Raw genomic sequence first — 21,254 nt, forward strand, 5'->3', positions numbered from 1 at the left:
CGGAGTGGTAGTTCAGTTGGTTAGAATACCGGCCTGTCACGCCGGGGGTCGCGGGTTCGAGTCCCGTCCACTCCGCCACTTATTGAGAAGCCCTGCTAGAAATAGCAGGGCTTTTTTCATTTCCATCAGAAATAAAATTGGAACGCTCGATATCGAAGATATCTCGCTTCGGGATGTGAGAACGTTCGGCTAGCGCCTCACTTACGGATGCGGGAACCGGGAGTGCATGCTCGACTTCGATCATTTAGCGAGTACTTCTCGACTCTCAATTCTACGCTCTTGCTCTTGATCTTCTCCCGCATCTGTAGCGCAGCGTTCTCCTTTCCCGAGTCCGTATCCTGCATCCGTAGCGAAGCGTTCCATCTTTATATCTTCTGCTGCACATACTCTCGAATGTAAGTGACAACTTCCTTTTCAAACCATGGGTTCTTTTTAAGCCATAAAGTATTGCGGGGTGAAGGATGAGGCATAGGAATATAATCCGGTGCCCACTGTTGCCAATTTTTCACCGTTTCAGTCAATGTTTTAGGCTTATCGTTAAGGTAGTAGTTTTGCGCATACTGACCGATCAAAAGAGTCATTTCGATATTGGGGAGTTGTTCAAGAACAGCTTGGTGCCATCTGGGTGCGCACTCTTTTCTTGGTGGTAAATCACCACTTTGTCCTTTTCCGGGGTAGCATAAGCCCATTGGCATAATTGCGATTTTTTGGGCATTGTAGAAAGCCTCTTTATCCAACCCTAGCCATGTTCTTAGTCTATCTCCACTTGGGTCATCCCACGGTATAGAGCTTTTGTGCACCCGTGTACCAGGAGCTTGTCCAATGATCAGTATACGCGCATCTTTGTGCGCCTGAATTACCGGGTTTGCACCAAGTGGTAATGCAGATTCACATAAACGACACTGTCTAATTTCATTCAATAGTTGTTCTAGCATTAATAGCCTTTACTAAAATCAATGCTGTTCTGCAGTGTGTAGCCTTGCTCCCAGTCTATATAGTTATCAGCAAAGATCTTTGCTACTTGCTCAGGAAAGCTTACTGCCGCGATGTGAGGGGTTATAGTCACATTCGGGTGTGTCCAGTATGGATGTTCGCTCGGTAATGGCTCTTGCACAAAGACATCAAGGAATGCACGGGCAATATTGCCACTATCGAGAGCTTGAAGTAAGTCTTCTTGTTTCACGCAATTGCCGCGCCCAACATTAAAAAAAAGAATTGAATTGGTGCCGGAGAAACACTGGTGATTGAATACATCTTTCGTATATGGTGTGTTCGGTAAGGTACTGACTACAATGTCAGATTGGGCCATCGCGCTCGCAAGCTCATCAATGTGATAAATTTGGTCAAATGGTGAGTTAGCTTTTGGTATGCCTCGGGTATTAACGCCGATTGTGCAAATGCCGAATGCTTTTGCGGTTTGAGCAAGGTAACTGCCAATCTCGCCGGTACCCACAATAACCATCGTTTTGCTACTTAACGTCTGGTAAGAGTGCGGTTGCCACTGCTGGCGAAGTTGCTGTTCATGATAGCGATTAAAGTGTCGATAGTGCTCGATACTTAGACCAAGCACATATTCTGCAATTTGTTGTCCAAATACGCCTTTTACATTTGTCAGCAGATAATCAGTCCTTAAGCTATCTTTGATTAGAGCATCAATACCTGCATAGACTGACTGAACCCATTCTAGTTTAGGGAATTTATCTAGACGCTTTGTAAGCAGAGGAGGTGCCGCAAGGACTATTTGAGCTTCTTGTTTGTTGTCAGTTATCTCTAAGTTAGGCAGTTGGTATGACTCCACTAATTGTCGATAAGTGTCGTTTTGCTCAGTTAAGATATAGAGTTTTTTCGTAAAAATGTTCATAGGCTTTGCTTTTTTCCCTGCTGGTTATCAAGTAAACTGCCGCTGTATTTTTCTGCAACCAATTGAGCCATTATGCTAAGAAACCCACTTCAGCTTCGTCTTGAGAAGTTAGAACCTTGGAAACAGATAACCTTTATGGCTTGTCTGTGTGAGCGTATGTACCCAAACTACGCAATGTTTTGTGAAAACACTCAGTTTGCTCCAGCTCGCACCTATCGTGACATTCTAGATAGTATCTGGGAACAACTGACAGTGAAAACGGCAAAGGTTAACTTTGAGCGTCAACTGGAGAAGTTAGAAGAGATTATTCCAAGCTCAGAAGATTTCGATTTCTACGGTGTTTACCCTGCTATTGATGCATGTGTCGCTCTTTCTACCATGATCCACGGCCTTTTAGATCGTGATGATCTTTTCGAAAGCATGCAGAAAGTCAGTCAGCAATCGGTAGTGACTGTAGCGCAATTAGAAGAAGCGCAGACTGGTATTGAGATTACGGATGAAAACCAGAAGGACAACGAAGCTGTTTGTGCTGAGTGGGATGTTCAATGGGCTATTTTCCGCCCATTAAAAGACGCAGAAGAGCGCGATATTGATTTAATTAAAGATCTACGCGCTGAGCTTAAAGACGAAGGCGTGAGTAATATCGGCATTGGTCTTTAATAAATACTAAAAAGGGAGCATTTGCTCCCTTTGTTATTCTATGTAACTAGCTAGTTATTTATCTTTATCTACCGGCTCAGACTCTTTTTTATCTTCGTCTTCGTCGTCATCACGGCTTTCAATTACACCGTGTTGTTTTTTCCATTTTTCCCAACGTTCAAAAGCAAGCTCTTGCATGTCAGTTGCATTATCGGCTTCGTCGACAATTTCTTCACCCACGAGATGCTCAAAAATGTCTTCTAGAGTTAGTAGACCTTGTACAGTGCCGTATTCATCTACCACTAGCGCAAGCTGAAGGCGCTTAGACAGCATTTGGTCAAACGCCTTAGGCAAAGGCATGTTATTTAGCAAAACGTGCACAGGGCGCATTACAGAGCCAAGCTGCTTATCACCGCTGCCCGACTGTTTTAGTTTGAATAGCTCTAGGCGATGAACAAAGCCAACAATATTGTCATTGGTTTGGCTATAAACCAGCGGGCGTGAGAATGGCGTATCACGATGTTCGGTTAGGAACTCTTTGATGGTCATTTCAGCGTCGACACGGAATACGACTGGGCGCGGTGTCATTACCTGTGTTACTGGTACATCTTGAATGCCTAGCAAGTTGCTTAGGATTTTCGACTCACCTTCTGCAAACTCACCACTTTCTTTTGCTAGTAGTGCCATTGCTGACAATTCATCACGCATTTTTGGCGCTTCATGGCCACGCGCAAGGCGTTTGGTAATTTGTTCTGAGAACCAAACAAATGGAGTCAGTAACCATACCATCCAGCGTAAAGTTGTTGCAGCAAATGGCGCTAGTTGACGCCAGTATGTCGCACCAATCGTTTTTGGTACGATTTCAGATAGCACTAGAATTGCTAGTGTTAGCACGCCTGAGAATACGCCTAACCACTCACTACCGAATACCACAGCAGCTTGTGCACCTGCGGTTGCCGCACCAATGGTGTGAGCAATGGTGTTTAGTGTCAGGATTGATGCCAGTGGACGGTCAATATCCTGTTTCAGAGCAGTCAGTCTATCGGCTGCAGGGTGTCCTTGTTGACGCATTTGAGCAATAAAGCTCGGAGTAATACTTAGTAAGACCGCTTCGAGAACTGAACAGATAAAAGATACGCCAATCGCGACAGTGACGTATATAGTTAGCAGCAACATATTGTTCCTATAAAAGTTATTACCACGACCTAATTTTGCTGCGAAATGCTATCACTGTTCTCAATGAGTGCACGTTCGGTATACCTGGGCATTATTGGTGTGTGTATTTTGTCATCGCTCAAGCCCCGTAATATCAGGCTTCACATGACTTGAGCGGTTTATAAATAAGGTTAAATTGGTTGAAAAACAAGTATTGATTATGACTCAACCAGTAACAATTTGTGAGTTAATACTCATATTATGGTTAAAAGTCACGCATTAAAGCGAAAGAATGCTTACAAACCTTTGCCAGATGGGGCATTTATGTTTTAGAGTGAGTTGAATTCGATAACATATGAGAAGGGAAACCTAATGAACAAGACCCAATTAATCGACTTTATCGCTGAGAAAGCAGACCTATCAAAAGCACAAGCTAAAGCTGCTCTTGAAGCTACTCTTGAGGGCGTATCAGGCGCACTTAAAGAGGGTGACCAAGTTCAACTAATTGGTTTTGGTACATTCAAAGTAAACCACCGCGCAGCACGTACTGGTCGTAACCCTAAGACTGGTGCTGAGATTCAAATCGCAGCTGCAAATGTTCCTGCTTTCGTTGCTGGTAAAGCACTTAAAGACGCAGTGAAATAATTAAATTAACGCCAAGATCGTAGTGGTCTTGGCGTTTGCAAAATCCTATGAAAAAACTTCTTTTATCTTCACTAATCACTTCTTTTCTTCTTGGCTGCTCAGCTGATATTTCAAATACCACTCTTGAAACCACATTGAACAGTTCTGGTGGTCAAAGTATGGGTGACGCTGCAAGCCTCTATTGGTTTACCGATAGGCTCTCCATCCCATTGAGTGCGGCAGACTATGTCGTTGCCGGCGACTATGGCTGGTATCAGAGTCAATATCGCTGGGAAGAGGGGACCGTAAGAGAGTTGATTCGTGAAGGTGAACAGCTGAAAGGCAACCAAGGACTCGTTCCTTATAAATTGCATGTGCGCTTCAATCAACAAGGTGAAGCGGTTTATCAGCAATACCGTCTAGATGGCAAAGTGCTACCGATGAAAAACGCAATGCTCTCTCAGTTGCTGGGTGAAGCGAACAACGTTGCGACAAAAACCAAGAAACAGCATAAAGATGGTCTTGAGTTAATCCAAGGCTATTGGGATGGCAGTGAGTTTGAGACTTGCTCGGGAGAGGAATATCACAAACTCGCATTTAATCAGAGTTTACCTAGTTTTGTTGTAGAGCGCTTAGCGGGCATAGACAGCTTTGTTGCATTTGTTGGTAGTAAAGAAGGCGACAAGCTGGTGATCGAAGATCTTTTGATGCTCAAAGACGATAATCAATCTTGTATTGAGCGACCGAAGCTCCTCGAAGAATAGATGTAAAAAGGCGCTCAATGAGCGCCTTTTTATTACCGGAATAGCTATTAGAGTTGTGATTATGCGTTATTTTCGCGCTCAATCGCTCTATAACCAATGTCATTGCGGTGGAACATACCTTTCCAACTAATTTGCTGAGTAAGCTCGTAGGCGCGTTTCTGGGCTTCAGAAACCGTATTACCCAAAGCTGTTGCACACAGGACGCGACCACCGTTGGTGACGATATCGCCGGCGTTGTTATCGGTACCGGCGTGAAAAACCTTCTCACCCTCAATTTCTACTTGCGGTAGACCGGAAATAACATCACCTTTGTTGTAAGCGGCTGGGTAACCACCCGCAGCGAGCACAATGCCAATCGATGCTCGTGGATCCCACTTCGATTCAACTTGGTCAAGTCTCTTGTCTAGCGCCGCAAGACAAAGTTCAACCATATCTGACTGCATACGCATCATGATTGGTTGAGTTTCAGGGTCACCAAAACGGCAGTTGTACTCAATGACTTTTGGTGTGCCATCTTTATCGATCATTAGACCCGCATACAGAAAACCTGTGTATGGGTTGCCTTCGGCAGCCATGCCGCGAACCGTTGGGTAAATCACTTCGTCCATAATGCGGTTGTGGATCTCAGTCGTCACCACTGGTGCTGGCGAGTATGCGCCCATGCCACCAGTATTTGGCCCAGTATCTTTATCGCCAACACGTTTGTGATCTTGGCTGGTGGCCATTGGAAGAACGTTCTCACCATCAACCATCACGATAAAGCTCGCTTCTTCACCGTCAAGGAACTCCTCGATTACCACACGGCTACCGGCATCGCCAAATGCATTACCAGCCAGCATATCTTGAATCGCATCTTCAGCTTCTTGTAGCGTCATTGCGACAATCACGCCTTTACCTGCCGCGAGACCATCTGCTTTCACCACGATAGGCGCACCTTGTTCACGAACGTAGGCCAGTGCTGGCTCGATTTCAGTGAAGTTAGCGTAAGCGGCAGTAGGGATTTGGTGACGAGCTAAGAAATCTTTAGTGAAGGCTTTAGAACCTTCCAGTTGCGCAGCGCCTTGAGTTGGACCAAAGATCGCAAGACCTTCCGCTTGGAATGCATCAACCACCCCAATCACTAATGGTGCTTCAGGGCCAACGATGGTTAGCTCAATTGAATTTTCTTTGGCGAAACTAACTAAGGCGTCAATGTCTTCTACACCGATGTTGACGTTTTCAAGCTTAGGTTCAAGAGCGGTGCCTGCGTTACCAGGGGCAATAAAGATGGTTTCTACGTTAGGGTTTTGTGCAACCTTCCAACCCAGTGCATGTTCACGACCGCCGGCACCAATAATCAATACATTCATGTTTTAAAATCCTTATAGCTGCTTCAGAGCCTTTATTGCTATGTCAAACATGCTCACTTATGGTTATAAGCTCCGCGTGTTTTCCTTGAACTAAAGTCACTGACTTGCTCTACGTATTTCAAATATCGGAATATTTAAAAAACAAAATTATAAGTCTTGCTCAAAGTAATTGGTGATGTGGCTAGGCAGCAATTGAGCCCATCTCCGGGAGCATAGCCCGCTATGTGACCGGGGTGGGCGAAAGCCGTTAACAACGCCACTGTGCCAATTACGAAGAGGAAATTAGTGGCGGAAGTGACGCATGCCAGTAAAGATCATCGCCATACCATGTTCATCTGCTGCTGCGATAACTTCGTCATCACGCATTGAACCACCAGGTTGAATCACACATTTGATGCCCGCTTCCGCTGCCGCATCAATGCCATCACGGAATGGGAAGAAAGCATCTGATGCCATGACGCTGCCTGCTACTTCTAGGCCTTCATCTGCCGCTTTAATACCCGCTATTTTTGCTGAGTAGACACGGCTCATTTGACCTGCGCCGACACCAATCGTCATATCGCCTTTGGCGTAAACAATTGCGTTTGATTTAACGTATTTTGCTACTTTCCAGCAGAACAATGCGTCTTTTAGTTCTTCGTCTGTCGGTTGGCGTTTTGAGACAACTTTTAGGTCGCCTATGCTTACCATGCCTTGGTCTCGGTCTTGAACTAACAAGCCACCGTTAACACGTTTAACATCAAAGCCGGTTGTTTGAGTTGACCATTGACCGCACTCGAGTAGGCGAACGTTTTTCTTCGCTGCAACTACTTCGATTGCTTCAGCGGATACTGACGGAGCGATGATCACTTCAACGAACTGGCGCTCGACGATTGCCGTAGCGGTTTCGGCATCAAGCTCTTGGTTGAACGCAATAATGCCACCAAATGCAGAGGTTGGATCTGTTTGGTAAGCGCGGTTGTAGGCTTCTAAAATATCTTTACCCAGCGCGACACCACAAGGGTTGGCGTGTTTTACGATCACACATGCAGGCTCACTGAATTCTTTGACGCATTCTAATGCGGCATCAGTGTCGGCGATGTTGTTGTAAGAAAGCGCTTTACCTTGGATTTGATGAGCGGTCGAAACAGAGGCTTCTTGTGGATGTTCTTCAACATAGAATGCGGCATCTTGGTGACTATTTTCACCGTAACGCATGTCTTGCTTCTTAATGAATTGCTGGTTGAACGTACGAGGGAATTTGCTTTCTGCGTCGCCTTCCTTGTTCTCTCCATAGGAAGGAACCATAGTGCCGAAGTAGTTAGCAATCATGCCGTCATACGCAGCAGTGTGCTCGAAAGCTGCAATTGCGAGATCAAAACGAGTCTCTAGTGTTAGTGACGACTCATTGGCGTCCATCTCAGTGATAACGCGATGGTAGTCGTTGGCGTTAACCACAATCGTCACATCTTTGTGGTTTTTAGCGGCAGAGCGAACCATCGTTGGGCCGCCGATATCGATGTTCTCAACTGCATCAGCAAGTGTGCAGCCTTCTTTCGCGACAGTCTCAGCAAATGGGTATAGGTTAACGACAACCATATCAATTGGATTGATGCCGTGCTTTTCCATTACGTCATCGTCTTGACCGCGACGACCTAAGACGCCACCGTGAACTTTTGGATGTAAGGTCTTAACGCGACCGTCCATCATCTCTGGGAAACCAGTGTAATCAGATACCTCTGTTACTGAGATACCTTTTTCAGCCAATAGGCGAGCGGTACCACCAGTTGACAGAATGTCGACACCACGCTCAGCTAGAGCTTGAGCAAACTCAACAATACCTGTTTTGTCTGATACGCTGATAAGCGCGCGGCGAATAGGACGAGCGTTATTCATGCTTCCATTTTCCTCAAATTCACGAATTAAAAGATGCTTGCCAAAAATGAACTTGTTTCTAACTACAGTTAGAATATTGGCCAGTTTTGGTAAAGACCTTTTGCCATTTCAAAGAGCATTTGCGATGCTCTGAATTTGATGGCGCACATTCTAACTAATTTATTACAAAAAAGCTCGCGCAATCGTTTGGCATCGCAAAAATAATTGTAATTTCCGCCATCTTTAGCGTGATAAGTAACGAAACAGTTAATAGGAAAAGTTATGTTCCAAATTGGAGAATTGGCAAAACGCTGTGGTGTAACCACTGATACGCTTAGGTTTTATGAGAAAAATGGTTTGATACAGCCTGCCGGGCGTAGTGAATCTGGCTATCGCGTATATAGCGAAAAAAACCAAGAGCAAGTTACGTTTGTACTTAAAGCCAAAGACTTAGGTCTGAGTTTGGAAGAGATTAAAGAGTTGCTCGAGATTAAGCTTGAAGCGACAGAGCATAGCTGTGCTGAGGTCAAAGCGATCACTACCGCGAAACTGCAAGTGATTGACGACAAAATTGAAGAGTTAACGCGTATCAGAACCGCTTTAAAGAAAATTAACGATGCGTGTTGTGGTGATGTGGATGACGATGCCAGTCACTGCTCTATTCTTGGCGCTTTAGCGAGTCAAGAAAAGAGCGAAGGTTGTTGTCATCACCATGACTAGAGAAAGGGTTAGTGGTTAGCAAGCGCGTAGTATTTGTGATTTAGCTGCTGAGTGCACTTTTAGGTCCGGCAGATTATCGTGATAAATAGTCACTTGATCGCGTCCCATTCGTTTCGAATAGTACATCGCCTTATCAGCATTGATTAATAAAGCCTTCACCGAATCGACTTCTTGGCTGCATTCAGCGATACCAATACTTACTGTTGGGAAGATTTCCTGATCATCAACTAAACAAGCGGTCGATCGGATCGAAGTGCGAATGCGCTCTGCAATATCAAATGCTTGAATTGCGTTGGTATTACTCAAAACCACCCCAAACTCTTCACCACCTAAGCGACCAATATGGTCAGTACCTCGAATTTGCTTTTGACAGATCTCAGCAACGTGCTTGATTGCTTCGTCACCGGATAGGTGACCGACCATATCATTGATCTCTTTAAAGTGATCAATGTCGATCATTAAGCACACCAAATGGCGTTTCTGTTGGTGTTGCTTTTCAAATTCACGTTCTAACTCTAATAGAAATGCACGGCGATTGAGCACCCCTGTGAGTTCATCTGTCTCTGAGAGCTTTTTAAGTTTTTTCTCGAGTAAGTGAGTTTGGGTGACATTGCGGACAGACCACATCACTTGTTGCTGGTGGCCTATTGGCTCTACATAGTTAATGATCGCTTCAAACCAACTTTCTTCTGGTAGACCTGGATTTTGCAGGTCTTCAAGAGAGAGCAGAAGGTGATCTTGCAGCTTGATGCTGTAGCGGACGACTTGCGTCTGTTTAGAGGCAATAACCTGATCGATATGGGTTTGTAGTTCCGCTGCTTTACTTGCAGATAGCACTTGATCTAACTTGAGACCGATGTAACTTTTCGCATTAAAATTCGCTGCGTAGTACTGGCCACCATAGCTATCAATGTAGTTCCCTTCTTCATCTAAGATAAAGACGTGATCAGGTAAGGAATTGAGAATAAAATCTAGCCATTCCTCTCTACTTTTGACCATATTACGCCTATCTCTTATCAAAATCGGAATTTGCCATTGTAACGGATTATTTGCATATGACAATTTTGTTTATAGACAGAAGAGTTATTAGCTAAATGGATGAGACGGATAGCACGGCATATGCTTGTTTAATTTTAGACAAAGCAAGCAGCGCTAATGGCTGCCTGCTTTAGGAGAGAATTAGCTTAGGTCCATGACGATGCGACCAGTAATTTCACCTTTCTCCATATCGGCAAAGATCTCGTTAATGTCTTCCAGCTGCTTCACTTGCGTAATGGCCTTGACCTTACCTTCCGCAGCAAATTGTAAGCATTCTTGCAGATCTTTACGCGTCCCAACAATTGATCCAATGACCTTAACGCCATTAAGCACGGTATCAAAGATCGGGATTGGCATCTCTTCTGGTGGTAGGCCAACTAGCACGCAGGCTCCGCCACGGCGAATAGAGGCGTAAGCTTCTTTAAATGCGGGTTGAGACACTGCGGTACATACCACGCCATGTACACCACCATCAGTGATTTCTCGAATACGTTCTGATGGTTTCTCTTTCATAAAGTCGATGGTGTGTTGCGCGCCCAGCTCTTTCGCAAGTGCTAGCTTTTCGTCGCCAGTATCGACAGCTATCACATTCATCCCCATTGCGACAGCATATTGAATGGCGAGGTGGCCAAGACCGCCGGCACCAATCGCGGCAACCCATTGTCCTGGTTTTACGCCAGTCACTTTTAGCGCTTTATAAGTGGTCACGCCAGCACAGAAAAGAGGCGCAGCATCAACGTAGTTTAATCCCTCAGGAATCTTAATGACGTATTCGCCGTTGGCGAGACAGTACTCAGCATAACCACCATCAACGGAATAGCCGGCATTGTGTTGGTCGAGACAGAGAGTCTCTTGTCCCTCTAAGCAGTAGTCACAGTGGCCACAAGCACTGTATAACCATGGTACACCGACACGGTCACCGACTTTAAGGTGATGGATCTCACTGCCAACCTCAACAATTTCACCTACGCCTTCATGGCCTGGTACAAGAGGCATTTTGGGTTTAACTGGCCAATCACCATGACAAGCGTGTAAATCGGTGTGGCAGACGCCACAAGCATGGACTTTGACTAGGACGTCGCGTGGTTTCACGTTAGGTAGTGGAATTTCTTTAATGACCAGTGGCCCTTTAAATTCACTTACTACTGCTGCTTTCATCATTGTTATTCTCCGTTTGTTTTAATTAGCCGACAACCAATCCTGATTGCTCGGGTCTGACAAACCTTTGTGCGATTAATAAAAACTTGCGCTTCAAATGAGAATTGTTCAATGTAAAAGTAATGTTCAGTTTTGCGATCGAGTAGTCAATCACGCGGACATGCGAAAAGAGTGTACAAAATGTATGGATTTACGTGCTAGAAGTGATGAGAGTTCAGGTGAGTGATTTATCAATATTTAAACGACAGAAAAGAAAAAGGCCATGTTATTGCTAACATGACCTCTTAATTAATGATGAACCAACAAAGATTAGTTCATGCCGTATTTTTTCAGTTTCTTACGAAGAGTACCGCGGTTGATGCCCATCATAGTTGCTGCGCGAGTTTGGTTACCGCGAGTGTACTGCATGATGGTGTCTAGTAGTGGCTGTTCAACTTCAGCTAGAACTAATTCGTATAGTTCTGTAACTTCTTGACCGTTTAATTGAGCAAGATAGTTTTTAAGAGACGCTTTAACAGAATCACGTAGTGGCTTTTGCGTGATTTGATCTTGTGAAGTTACTGTAGTTACTGTTAATGCTTCTGAAGTTAGATTTTGTTCGAACATATTCGGTCTAGCTCTTCTCGTAATTATGGTGCAACGTTATCAAAATAACCTTCTAACACCTCAAGTTGCTCTGCAGCAATCTCGATCGCGTTGAAGGTACGGCGAAACTCGTTAGCTTGTTCATGTTCTTTTAGGTACCAACCCACATGCTTGCGAGCAATGCGAGGGCCTAAGAACTCTCCATAAAATTCATGCAGAGCATTCACATGACCAAGCATAATGCCTTTGACTTCCTCGAGAGGAAGCTGTGGCATTACGGTGCCGTTTTCCAAATAGTGCTGGATTTCCTGGAAAATCCAAGGACGACCCTGGGCAGGGCGTCCAATCATCAGAGCGTCTGCACCGGTATAATCCAGTACAAATTTTGCCTTCTCAGGACTATCGATATCACCGTTAGCGATAACCGGAATTGAGATGGCTTGTTTTACCGCCTTGATGCTGTCGTATTCTGCCTCACCTTTGTACATACACGCTTTGGTGCGCCCGTGAAGGGCCAAAGCTTGTATGCCGCAGTCTTCGGCTAATTTAGCGATGTGGACACAGTTTTTATTTTCTGGGTCCCAGCCAGTACGGGTTTTCAATGTCACAGGAACATCGACTGCATTGACTACCGTTTTCAGAATATCTTCGATGATATCTGGATACTTAAGTAATGCAGAACCGGCTAGCTTCTTATTCACTTTTTTAGCTGGGCAGCCCATATTGATATCGATGATTTGCGCACCGTTTTCAACGCTAAACTGAGCTGCTTCAGCCATAAGCTGGGGATCAGCGCCTGCGATCTGTACCGAACGAATGCCCGATTCGCCTTCGTGTACCATGCGCTGTTTTGATTTCGCAGTCTTCCAAAGCTTTGGGTTTGACGACATCATTTCACTGACAGCCATACCCGCACCATATCGGAGACACAACTCTCGAAAAGGTCTATCCGTAACGCCCGCCATTGGAGCAACGATTAGTTTGTTCTTAAGTTGATAATTACCTATTTTCAAAACGTCTTCACAGTTCTGTACCAGCAAGGGCGCGCATTTTACGCATTTTTTCACTGCGTGAAAAGACTAATATTTGAGCATTTACAAATTGTTTTGTTAATTTGTTTAAATTTCAGGCTATTAGCCGCAAAAACCTTGTCTAGCCTTGCTTGCGACCAGAGATGCGACACCATTCACTTTGCTCTTTAATCGGATCAATGTGAAGCTCGTCACGGTAATGGTCAGCCACATCTTCCGCTTGAGTGTCTAACACACCAGACATTGCTAGCAGACCATTTTCTTTAACCAAACCTTTAATGATTGGAGCCAGTTCACGTAATGGGCCTGCCAAAATGTTAGCAACAACCACATCTGCGATTAGGCCTTCAGGTTGATCTTGAGGAAGGAACACTTCAAGGTGTTCTGCTACGCCGTTGCGCTCAGCGTTATCTTTAGATGCCAATAGTGCTTGAGGATCAATATCGATCCCGACAACTTTTTCTGCGCCCAGTTTGATCGCTGCGATCGCGAGAATGCCAGAGCCACAACCGAAGTCGATGACCGTTTTACCTTGTAGGTTTAAACCTTCAAGCCACTCTAGGCACAGCGCAGTTGTCGGGTGAGTACCTGTGCCAAAAGCAAGACCAGGATCGAGCATAACATTGACCGCATCTGGCTCTGGGATTTCACGCCAGCTTGGGCAGATCCATAGACGCTCACCGAATTTCATAGGGTGGAAGTTATCCATCCATTCACGTTCCCAGTCTTTATCTTCAATTTGCTCAACTTTGTAAGCAAAGTCTTCCGCTAGCATGTTGCTTGCTTTGATTTGACTTAGAACGAACTGAGTATCAGCCTCGGCATCATACAGAGCCAGAATATCGGTATCACCCCATAAGCGCGTTTCGCCTGGTAGAGGTTCAAATACTGGTGTGTCTTGCGCATCTAAAAAGGTTACGGATAGCGCGCCAGTCTCTTCCATTAGCATGTCACCGATCATTTCGGCGTTTTCATTGGTCGCATTGAGTTTGATTTGAATCCAAGGCATGAGTATGTGCTCTTAACGTGGTTGAATCAGGATATTGGCGCAGAGTTTAGCAGCCAGAAGCAAAAATGCCCACGTAATGTGGGCATTTAACGCGATTAAGCGAGGCGATTATTGCAGACCAAGCTTCTTCTCTAGGTAGTGGATGTTTGCACCACCGTGTTGGAAGTTCTCGTCATTCATAATTGCCATTTGCAATGGCACGTTGGTTTTAATGCCTTCGACAATCATTTCACTCAATGCATTTTTCATGCGCGCGATAGCAACATCGCGGTTCTCACCGTAAGTGATCAGCTTACCGATCATCGAATCGTAGTGCGGTGGCACTGTGTAACCTGCATAGATGTGAGATTCCCAGCGTACACCCATGCCGCCTGGCGAATGGAAGCGTTCAATCTTACCTGGTGATGGTAGGAAACGCTCCGGATCTTCTGCGTTGATACGGCATTCGATCGCATGGCCACGGATCTTAATGTCATCTTGAGTGAATGACAGTGGCTGGCCAGCTGCTACACGCAGCTGTTCTTTGATCAAGTCAACGCCAGTGACCATTTCAGTTACAGGATGCTCAACCTGAATACGGGTGTTCATTTCGATGAAGTAGAACTCGCCGTTTTCGTATAGGAATTCGAACGTACCCGCACCGCGGTAGCCGATTTCAAGACAAGCGCGAGTACAACGCTCACCGATGTATTTACGCATTTCTTCTGTGATGCCCGGCGCTGGAGCTTCTTCAACCACTTTTTGGTGACGACGCTGCATTGAACAGTCACGTTCACCTAGGTGGATCGCGCCACCTTGGCCGTCAGCAATCACTTGAACTTCAACGTGACGAGGGTTTTCTAGGAATTTTTCCATGTAAACCATGTCGTTGTTAAATGCTGCTTTTGCTTCCGCGCGAGTCATCGCGATAGCTTGAGTTAACTCAGCTTCGCTACGCACAACACGCATACCACGACCGCCGCCGCCGCCAGACGCTTTAATGATTACTGGGTAACCAATGCGTTTTGCGTGTGCTTTGTTTTTTACTTCATCGTTGTCTAGTGGACCGTCAGAACCAGGGACACATGGCACGCCCGCTTTTTTCATGGCGTTGATCGCTGAAACCTTGTCACCCATCATGCGGATAGTGTCCGCTTTAGGTCCAACAAAGATAAAGCCACTGCGTTCAACTTGCTCAGCAAAGTCTGCGTTCTCAGACAAGAAGCCGTAACCTGGGTGAATCGCTACTGCGCCAGTCACTTCAGCTGCTGAAATGATGCGTGGAATGTTTAGGTAGCTATCAATGCCGCGCGCAGGACCGATACAGATAGATTCATCTGCTAGCAATACGTGCTTAAGGTCACGGTCAGCAGTAGAGTGTACTGCTACGGTTTTAATGCCGAGCTCTTTACATGCGCGAAGAATACGAAGAGCAATTTCACCTCGGTTCGCGATGACTAATTTATCTAGCATAGCTTTAGCCTCGATTATTCGATTACTACTAGCGGCTGGTCGAATTCTACTGGTTGACCATCTTCTACTAGGATTGCAGTTACTACACCAGATTTATCTGCTTCGATTTGGTTCATCATTTTCATCGCTTCAACGATACAAAGTGTGTCACCCGCTTTTACGCTTTGACCCACTTCTACGAATGACTTCGCGTCTGGACTTGGTGAGCGGTAGAAAGTACCAACCATTGGAGAAAGAACTTGGTGACCCGCAGGTGCTGCTGGAGCCGCTTCTTCTGCTGCTGCCACTGGCGCTGCTGCCGGTGCTGCTACTGGAGCCGGTGCTGCCGCGTATTGAATTGGTGCTGCTTGTAAAGGAGCTGCGCCGTGACGACTGATTCGTACTGACTCTTCACCTTCAGAAATCTCTAGCTCAGCGATGCCAGACTCTTCTACTAATTCAATCAGCTTCTTAATTTTACGGATATCCATGTTTGCTTTCTCTTTTATCTTGTGAGTAAGACAACCCGTTAGGGTTGCAGAGTGTTAGGTTACTTTGCCTGCAGGTGCTTGATCGCGGCAGACAATGCAAATTCGTAGCCTTGTGCACCTAAACCACATATCACGCCTTGTGCTTTATCAGACAAGTAAGAGTGGTGACGAAATGGTTCTCGTGCGTGCACATTGGACAAATGTACTTCTATAAATGGGATTGCTACGCCAAGTAAGGCATCACGCAGCGCTACGCTGGTGTGAGTAAATGCCGCGGGATTAATAATGATAAAATCCACTTGGTTGTATGCAGCGTGAATCGCCTCAATAAGCTCATATTCGCGATTGGATTGAAGATGCTCGAGTTCAATGTCTGCATCTGCCGCTTGTTGCACCAGAGTCGTGACGATTTGGTCGAGAGTTTGCGACCCATAATGTGCAGGCTCGCGAAGCCCTAACAAATTAAGGTTCGGTCCGTTCAGAAGTAGAATTCGTGATTTTGCTGACATTATGTGGCTATCTTCCTTTATCGTGAGTGAAACGAGTCGGTTTCCTAATATACGATAAATCAACGCGATTTTTCAGTGCAAATCGAGCGATTTTTAAAAAATCGTCCACGATTATAGCTAATTCAGCGCAATTAGCAGCAATTTACTGGTCTAATCACCCACAATTGCTTTTGTTTTCTGTAACAGAGATAACAGAAAAGTCGTGTAGAAGAGTCAGATAGGTGACAAATAATCAGATCTGAGCACAAAAAAGGCCGCCACTCAGTGACGGCCTTTGCAGGTTCCTTTGCAGATTAAGAGCGGGAATTAAGCCAATTCGGCTTTTTCCGCGATCAGTTTTTCTACCACGCTTGGATCCGCTAGTGTTGAAGTGTCACCCAAGTTACTGGTGTCGCCGGTGGCAATCTTGCGTAGGATGCGGCGCATGATCTTACCTGAACGGGTTTTCGGTAGAGAGTCCGTCCAGTGCAGCACGTCTGGTGTTGCGATTGGACCGATTTCCTTACGCACCCAATCTTTGACTTCTTTGTGTAGCTCTGCTGATGGGAATTCACCATCATTAAGCGTTACATAAGCGTAGATAGCTTGACCTTTAATATCGTGAGGGATACCAACAATTGCCGCTTCCGCAATCTTGTCGTGTGCAACCAGTGCGGACTCAATTTCAGCGGTACCCATACGGTGACCCGATACGTTCAGTACGTCATCAACACGGCCGGTGATCCAGTAGTAACCATCTTCATCACGTCTCGCGCCATCACTGGTAAAGTACATGCCTTTAAAGGTTGAGAAGTACGTTTGCTCAAAGCGTTCATGGTCTCCGTAGACAGTACGCATCTGACCTGGCCATGAATCTAGGATCACTAGGTTACCTTCAGCTGCTGTCTCTTCAATGATGTTACCCATGTTGTCGACAAGTGCCGGTTGTACGCCGAAGAATGGACGTGTTGCCGAACCCGGCTTAAGATCAGTAGCACCTGGTAGTGGAGCAATTAAGATGCCGCCTGTCTCAGTTTGCCACCAAGTATCAACAATTGGTGATTTTTCATTACCGATGGTTTTATAGTACCACTCCCACGCTTCAGGGTTGATTGGCTCACCAACTGAACCCATAACGCGTAGGCTTGAGCGAGAAGTGCCTTCAACCGCTTCGTTACCTTTCGCCATTAGCGCGCGGATAGCCGTTGGTGCGGTGTAAAGAATGTTCACTTGATGCTTATCGACCACTTCACTCATACGCGCAGTGCTAGGGTAGTTTGGTACGCCTTCAAATAGGATTGTCTTCGCGCCATTGGCGAGTGGACCATAGATTAGGTAAGTATGACCGGTGATCCAACCTACATCGGCAGTACACCAGAAGGTTTCACCAGCTTGGTAGTCAAACACGTACTTGAATGTCATGGTGGCATAAACCAGGTAGCCACCAGTGGTGTGCAGTACGCCTTTTGGTTTACCTGTTGAACCTGAAGTGTAAAGAATAAATAGCGGGTCTTCGGCTTTCATTTCTTCTGGTGGGCAAACGTCCGATACATTTGCCGTTGCTTCGTGCCACCAAACATCACGGTGTTCATGCCAGTCGATATCACCGCCCGTGCGTTTAAATACCATTACTTTCTCAATGGTTTTAACGTCAGGGTTAGTCAATGCTTCATCTACGTTCTTTTTCAGTGGTACGGCACGACCGCCGCGAACACCTTCATCTGCGGTAACAACGATTTTAGAGTCTGAGTCGATAATACGACCAGAAAGAGCTTCTGGTGAAAAACCACCGAATACCACGGTATGAACGGCACCAATACGCGTACAAGCCAGCATTGCGATAGCGGCTTCTGGTACCATTGGCATGTAAAGACAAACCACATCGCCTTTATGCACGCCTTGCTCTTTTAGCGCGTTTGAAAACTTACACACTTCTTTGTGTAATTCTTTGAAGGTCAGTGTTTTGTCATCGGCAGGGTCATCGCCTTCCCAGATAATTGCCACTTCATCACCGCGCTCAGCAAGATGACGGTCAATACAGTTAGCAGAAACGTTAAGTGTGCCATCTTCAAACCAACGGATATCAACATGACCAGTATCGAATGAGGTGCTTTTCACTTTAGTGAAAGGCTTGATCCAATCGACGATTTTCCCGTGTTCACTCCAGAATCCCTCTGGATCAGACACTGACTGCTGATACATGGCAAGGTAGGTGTCATTATCCGCATGCGTTGTCGCTTTAATATTCTCTTTTACCGGATAAACGTGGACTTCACTCATTGCTTCTCTCCTTGTGAATTGAGCGATAATTTAAACGCGAAATTGTAGGGTGAGCGTTTAAAATCACATCTTTAATCTTCAAGCTCTAAGCCGATTAGCTTGAACCTAGCAATGCTATAACTTTCAATCACAGCGCCTATTTTCTCAATTAGACTTTAGGATTAATGCGAAATAGGGAGAGTGATTGAGAGCGCATTTCAGCGCCCATTTAATGAATTCAAATAATTAGCGCTGATAAGGAATGCTTAGGTTGGGTAGGTCGCCTTTGGTCAACCGTACAAAGACCAGCGCCGCAGAGATGGCATCTTGCAGTGCGTCATGTTTATCTTGCAGGGGCAGGTCTAAGTGCTTGCAGATCGCATCTAAACTTAAGTCGAAGTAAGCATTGGGTAAATGCTGTTCTAATTTGTCATGGTAGATCTGGCTCACCTCAATCAATGGATTTGGCAGTGGAAAGCCAAGTTGCTTCTTGCAGGCTAAATCGAGGATCTTCTTATCATAGCGAATGTGGTAGCCGACTAAAGGTCGATTGCCAATGAACTCAAGCAGCTTGAGCAGTGCTTGTTTCTCGTCGATGCCATCTTCGAGGTCTTTATGACGAATCTTGTGGATCTTTACTGAGCCGGAATCGAGAGATTGGGGCGCGCGCAAGCGCACCTCAAAAGGCTGGCTGGTAATAATGCGATTATCAATGATCTTAGTCGCGGCGATGGTCACTAACTCAGCCCGATTAGGGTCTAAGCTGGTGGTCTCACAATCGAGCGAGACGTACTCGCCTTTAGCGACAGCCCCAAAGTAGTGCTGAAAAGGAGATCCTTTGAGTTTGTAGTACCAGTAACGTCTTTGAAGCCAGTTCATACTCGTCCTCACTAATCTCTTATTTGATAATGATAGCCTAAGAATTGCTTAAATTTTTTCACCACATGCAGACTGTGGCGCAGCAGATCTCGTTCGCTTCTGTCGAGCAGTTTGAGGTCAATTCGGTTATGGCTATGCTGGTTTGATAGTTGCTGTGCAAGGCGAAGCTTAAAGAACAGTTTTAATGCTTCATTGAGGTTATCGGCTGTCTCGGGTTCGAGTATTTTCTTATGACGCAGTGCTTCAATACGCTCAAAGGTGTTGTTTTCATTGATGCCATATTCAAGCGCTAACGTACGGATGCCGTGTACCACGGGGAAGATACCACCGCTTTTTAGATCGAGCCCTTGCTTATCATTCTTCACGTTGCCAAATAATGTCAGAGGCAAGGAGAATTGTAGTGCTGGTCGAGAAAAACCCTGTAGGGTGAGCATGTTATTGAACATAATTTTATGTAAGTGCTCACTTACTGGCTGAAGTAAATCTTCATTGCCCGCAACCGCGTGGGCATCAGCCATGATAGCGAGTTTCATCACTTGTTCGGCATTGGTGGCTTTCGACCACTGTTTTAGGGTCTTCTGCCAATCAGATTGCGACTTAACCCATTCTGGATTGTTGACCATGACATTGCCAGGACAGAGCGGGTAACCTAACTGCTGCAGTGTATGAGTCAGCTCATTCATGACATTGCCACATTGCGACCATTCCAAACCATCTTTGAGGAGCAAGGCGTTGTCTTGATCGGTTTTTAGGATTTGCTCGCCACGTCCTTCTGAGCCTAAAACAATCAAGCAACAGTGATCGTGGAGGGCTGGAGGGACAATTAGCTCGAATGCTTTTTCGATGATCTGTTCATTGACCGCAGAAATGAGCTCCATGATGAAACGAGTACGAATGCCGTTGCTAAGTAAGCTATCCACCAGTTGGCGCTGCTTGTTGGAGGCAATAGCCAGTTCATCAACGCTGGTGGCGCGTGCAATACTCAGGGTGAGCACATGTGAGTGAGTCGAGAAGGCACTGAGGATTTGCGTCATATCCAACATACCGACGGGTTGATTGCCGTCACACACCATGAGACGCTTCATGCGATTTCGCGTCATGGAAATCATCGCATTGAATAGAAAATCCCCTTCATCAACATGCATCACGGGAAAAGTGGCCACTTCCCCCACGGGGGTATCAAGTGGTAAACGGTCTAGCATGACCGCATGCAGCATATTGGTGCGGGTAATAATGCCGTAAGGTAGTTCGTTAGGGTGCGCTTGCCGGCGTTGATCATCGTCTGCCAATTCAATTAATGCAGAATCGACCGAATTCGATTTCAGGAACTGCGTGACCTCATCCAATGGTTGGTCATATTTTAGAATGCGCGGTGGGTGATAGATCTCGCTGTCGACTTTAGTCAGAATGAATTCGGCGAGGTTTTGCTGCTGTTGAGCCGCTTCAATTAAAGCTTGGCGTTTTGATAAGTTATTGTCGAAGTACGCCGCAAATTGACCGTTCTGTTCATACAAGTCGAGAAATACTTCTTTGGGCAGCAAATAGGAGAGCGTATCTTCAAGCGCAATGTAGTTGTGGCGCGCTTCTCCCTCAAATAAAGCGCGTACATCGAATAGATCATCATTCGCGTAGTGGGCAAAGATCTCTTTTCCATCACTGGATTGCTCTTCAACCACGCCTTTGATCAAAATGTGCAGGTGTCGACTGGTCGTCCCACTTTTGAGGATAGTATCTCGCCCACGAAAATAGGCGACATCCAGTGAAGCTCTCAAGGTTTGTTGCTGGGCTTCATCGAGTCGGTCAAATGGGGGAGATTGCATGTTGAATTTATCTGGCATAGAGCACCTACAAAGACAATCGAACTACCGTCTAGTGTGACAAATCACGCTGTTTTCGCCAGACGACTTTGGTCGAAGCAA

At 45.7% G+C, this 21,254-nt stretch carries 21 protein-coding genes and 1 tRNA gene; 5 read left to right on the forward strand and 17 right to left on the reverse strand.

Annotation, left to right across the window (positions count from 1 at the left end):
• The first annotated feature begins 1 nt into the window (after position 1).
• A tRNA-Asp gene (locus IRQ95_RS17955) sits at positions 2-78 on the forward strand.
• A 162-nt stretch (positions 79-240) separates the two neighbouring features.
• On the opposite strand, the gene IRQ95_RS22310 is transcribed toward IRQ95_RS17955, so the two are convergent.
• The 3 genes from IRQ95_RS22310 to IRQ95_RS17965 are packed head-to-tail and all read right to left on the reverse strand — an operon-like array spanning position 241 to position 1,861.
• Positions 241-363 carry a hypothetical protein gene (locus tag IRQ95_RS22310; RefSeq protein WP_267254612.1) on the reverse strand — a complete coding sequence of 41 codons (123 nt, stop codon included), beginning with the start codon at positions 361-363 and terminating at the stop codon, positions 241-243.
• 2 nt (positions 364-365) lie between these two features.
• Positions 366-935, reverse strand: a complete 570-nt coding sequence (locus IRQ95_RS17960; protein WP_194438478.1) for a uracil-DNA glycosylase family protein — start codon at positions 933-935, stop codon at positions 366-368.
• The gene (locus tag IRQ95_RS17965) at positions 935-1,861 is read right to left on the reverse strand and encodes a D-2-hydroxyacid dehydrogenase (RefSeq protein ID WP_194438480.1); all 927 of its coding nucleotides are present in this window, start codon (positions 1,859-1,861) and stop codon (positions 935-937) included. The genes IRQ95_RS17960 and IRQ95_RS17965 overlap by 1 nt, the downstream gene beginning before the upstream one ends.
• Positions 1,862-1,933: 72 nt before the next feature.
• Here IRQ95_RS17965 and IRQ95_RS17970 point away from each other — a divergent pair, with 72 nt between their 5' ends.
• Positions 1,934-2,521, forward strand: a complete 588-nt coding sequence (locus IRQ95_RS17970) for a YjaG family protein (protein WP_075649484.1) — start codon at positions 1,934-1,936, stop codon at positions 2,519-2,521.
• A 54-nt stretch (positions 2,522-2,575) separates the two neighbouring features.
• On the opposite strand, the gene IRQ95_RS17975 is transcribed toward IRQ95_RS17970, so the two are convergent.
• On the reverse strand, positions 2,576-3,676 hold the full coding sequence (locus IRQ95_RS17975; protein WP_194438482.1) for a CNNM domain-containing protein: 1,101 nt from the start codon (positions 3,674-3,676) through the stop codon (positions 2,576-2,578).
• A gap of 351 nt (positions 3,677-4,027) precedes the next feature.
• Between IRQ95_RS17975 and hupA the strand changes: the two genes are divergently transcribed.
• Both hupA and IRQ95_RS17985 read left to right on the forward strand, forming a co-directional pair.
• Positions 4,028-4,300 carry a nucleoid-associated protein HU-alpha gene (gene hupA, locus IRQ95_RS17980; RefSeq protein WP_075649482.1) on the forward strand — a complete coding sequence of 91 codons (273 nt, stop codon included), beginning with the start codon at positions 4,028-4,030 and terminating at the stop codon, positions 4,298-4,300.
• Between the two features lie 47 nt (positions 4,301-4,347).
• Positions 4,348-5,043 (forward strand): DUF1481 domain-containing protein, encoded by a 696-nt coding sequence (locus IRQ95_RS17985; protein WP_194438484.1) that lies wholly within the window; start codon positions 4,348-4,350, stop codon positions 5,041-5,043.
• A 59-nt stretch (positions 5,044-5,102) separates the two neighbouring features.
• On the opposite strand, the gene purD is transcribed toward IRQ95_RS17985, so the two are convergent.
• Positions 5,103-6,392, reverse strand: a complete 1,290-nt coding sequence (gene purD, locus IRQ95_RS17990) for a phosphoribosylamine--glycine ligase (protein WP_194438486.1) — start codon at positions 6,390-6,392, stop codon at positions 5,103-5,105.
• A 282-nt stretch (positions 6,393-6,674) separates the two neighbouring features.
• Complete coding sequence (purH, locus tag IRQ95_RS17995; RefSeq protein WP_194438488.1) at positions 6,675-8,267, reverse strand: bifunctional phosphoribosylaminoimidazolecarboxamide formyltransferase/IMP cyclohydrolase; 1,593 nt, start codon at positions 8,265-8,267, stop codon at positions 6,675-6,677.
• 261 nt (positions 8,268-8,528) lie between these two features.
• Here purH and zntR point away from each other — a divergent pair, with 261 nt between their 5' ends.
• Positions 8,529-8,966: a Zn(2+)-responsive transcriptional regulator gene (gene zntR / locus IRQ95_RS18000; protein WP_194438490.1), complete on the forward strand. Its 438-nt coding sequence runs from the start codon at positions 8,529-8,531 to the stop codon at positions 8,964-8,966.
• A 15-nt stretch (positions 8,967-8,981) separates the two neighbouring features.
• On the opposite strand, the gene IRQ95_RS18005 is transcribed toward zntR, so the two are convergent.
• The 11 genes from IRQ95_RS18005 to IRQ95_RS18055 form a co-directional block, all read right to left on the reverse strand.
• Positions 8,982-9,965, reverse strand: coding sequence for a sensor domain-containing diguanylate cyclase (locus tag IRQ95_RS18005; RefSeq protein ID WP_194438498.1), 984 nt, complete (start codon positions 9,963-9,965; stop codon positions 8,982-8,984).
• Between the two features lie 180 nt (positions 9,966-10,145).
• Positions 10,146-11,162, reverse strand: a complete 1,017-nt coding sequence (gene adhP, locus IRQ95_RS18010; protein WP_194438561.1) for an alcohol dehydrogenase AdhP — start codon at positions 11,160-11,162, stop codon at positions 10,146-10,148.
• A gap of 309 nt (positions 11,163-11,471) precedes the next feature.
• Complete coding sequence (fis, locus tag IRQ95_RS18015; protein WP_000462885.1) at positions 11,472-11,768, reverse strand: DNA-binding transcriptional regulator Fis; 297 nt, start codon at positions 11,766-11,768, stop codon at positions 11,472-11,474.
• Between the two features lie 23 nt (positions 11,769-11,791).
• Complete coding sequence (gene dusB, locus IRQ95_RS18020) at positions 11,792-12,760, reverse strand: tRNA dihydrouridine synthase DusB (RefSeq protein WP_194438500.1); 969 nt, start codon at positions 12,758-12,760, stop codon at positions 11,792-11,794.
• A gap of 139 nt (positions 12,761-12,899) precedes the next feature.
• Positions 12,900-13,787: a 50S ribosomal protein L11 methyltransferase gene (prmA, locus tag IRQ95_RS18025; protein ID WP_194438502.1), complete on the reverse strand. Its 888-nt coding sequence runs from the start codon at positions 13,785-13,787 to the stop codon at positions 12,900-12,902.
• Positions 13,788-13,895: 108 nt separating this feature from the next.
• On the reverse strand, positions 13,896-15,239 hold the full coding sequence (accC, locus tag IRQ95_RS18030) for an acetyl-CoA carboxylase biotin carboxylase subunit (protein ID WP_194438504.1): 1,344 nt from the start codon (positions 15,237-15,239) through the stop codon (positions 13,896-13,898).
• A 14-nt stretch (positions 15,240-15,253) separates the two neighbouring features.
• Positions 15,254-15,709 (reverse strand): acetyl-CoA carboxylase biotin carboxyl carrier protein, encoded by a 456-nt coding sequence (accB, locus tag IRQ95_RS18035; protein WP_194438506.1) that lies wholly within the window; start codon positions 15,707-15,709, stop codon positions 15,254-15,256.
• A gap of 59 nt (positions 15,710-15,768) precedes the next feature.
• On the reverse strand, positions 15,769-16,218 hold the full coding sequence (gene aroQ, locus IRQ95_RS18040; protein WP_194438507.1) for a type II 3-dehydroquinate dehydratase: 450 nt from the start codon (positions 16,216-16,218) through the stop codon (positions 15,769-15,771).
• A gap of 306 nt (positions 16,219-16,524) precedes the next feature.
• The gene (acs, locus tag IRQ95_RS18045) at positions 16,525-18,477 is read right to left on the reverse strand and encodes an acetate--CoA ligase (protein ID WP_194438509.1); all 1,953 of its coding nucleotides are present in this window, start codon (positions 18,475-18,477) and stop codon (positions 16,525-16,527) included.
• Positions 18,478-18,702: 225 nt separating this feature from the next.
• Positions 18,703-19,335, reverse strand: a complete 633-nt coding sequence (locus IRQ95_RS18050; RefSeq protein ID WP_194438510.1) for a 3'-5' exonuclease — start codon at positions 19,333-19,335, stop codon at positions 18,703-18,705.
• Between the two features lie 11 nt (positions 19,336-19,346).
• Positions 19,347-21,173 (reverse strand): DUF294 nucleotidyltransferase-like domain-containing protein, encoded by a 1,827-nt coding sequence (locus tag IRQ95_RS18055; RefSeq protein ID WP_194438512.1) that lies wholly within the window; start codon positions 21,171-21,173, stop codon positions 19,347-19,349.
• Positions 21,174-21,254 lie beyond the last annotated feature (81 nt).

Origin of the sequence: Vibrio fluminensis, assembly GCF_015278125.1 — a bacterium.
Lineage (GTDB): Bacteria > Pseudomonadota > Gammaproteobacteria > Enterobacterales > Vibrionaceae > Vibrio > Vibrio fluminensis.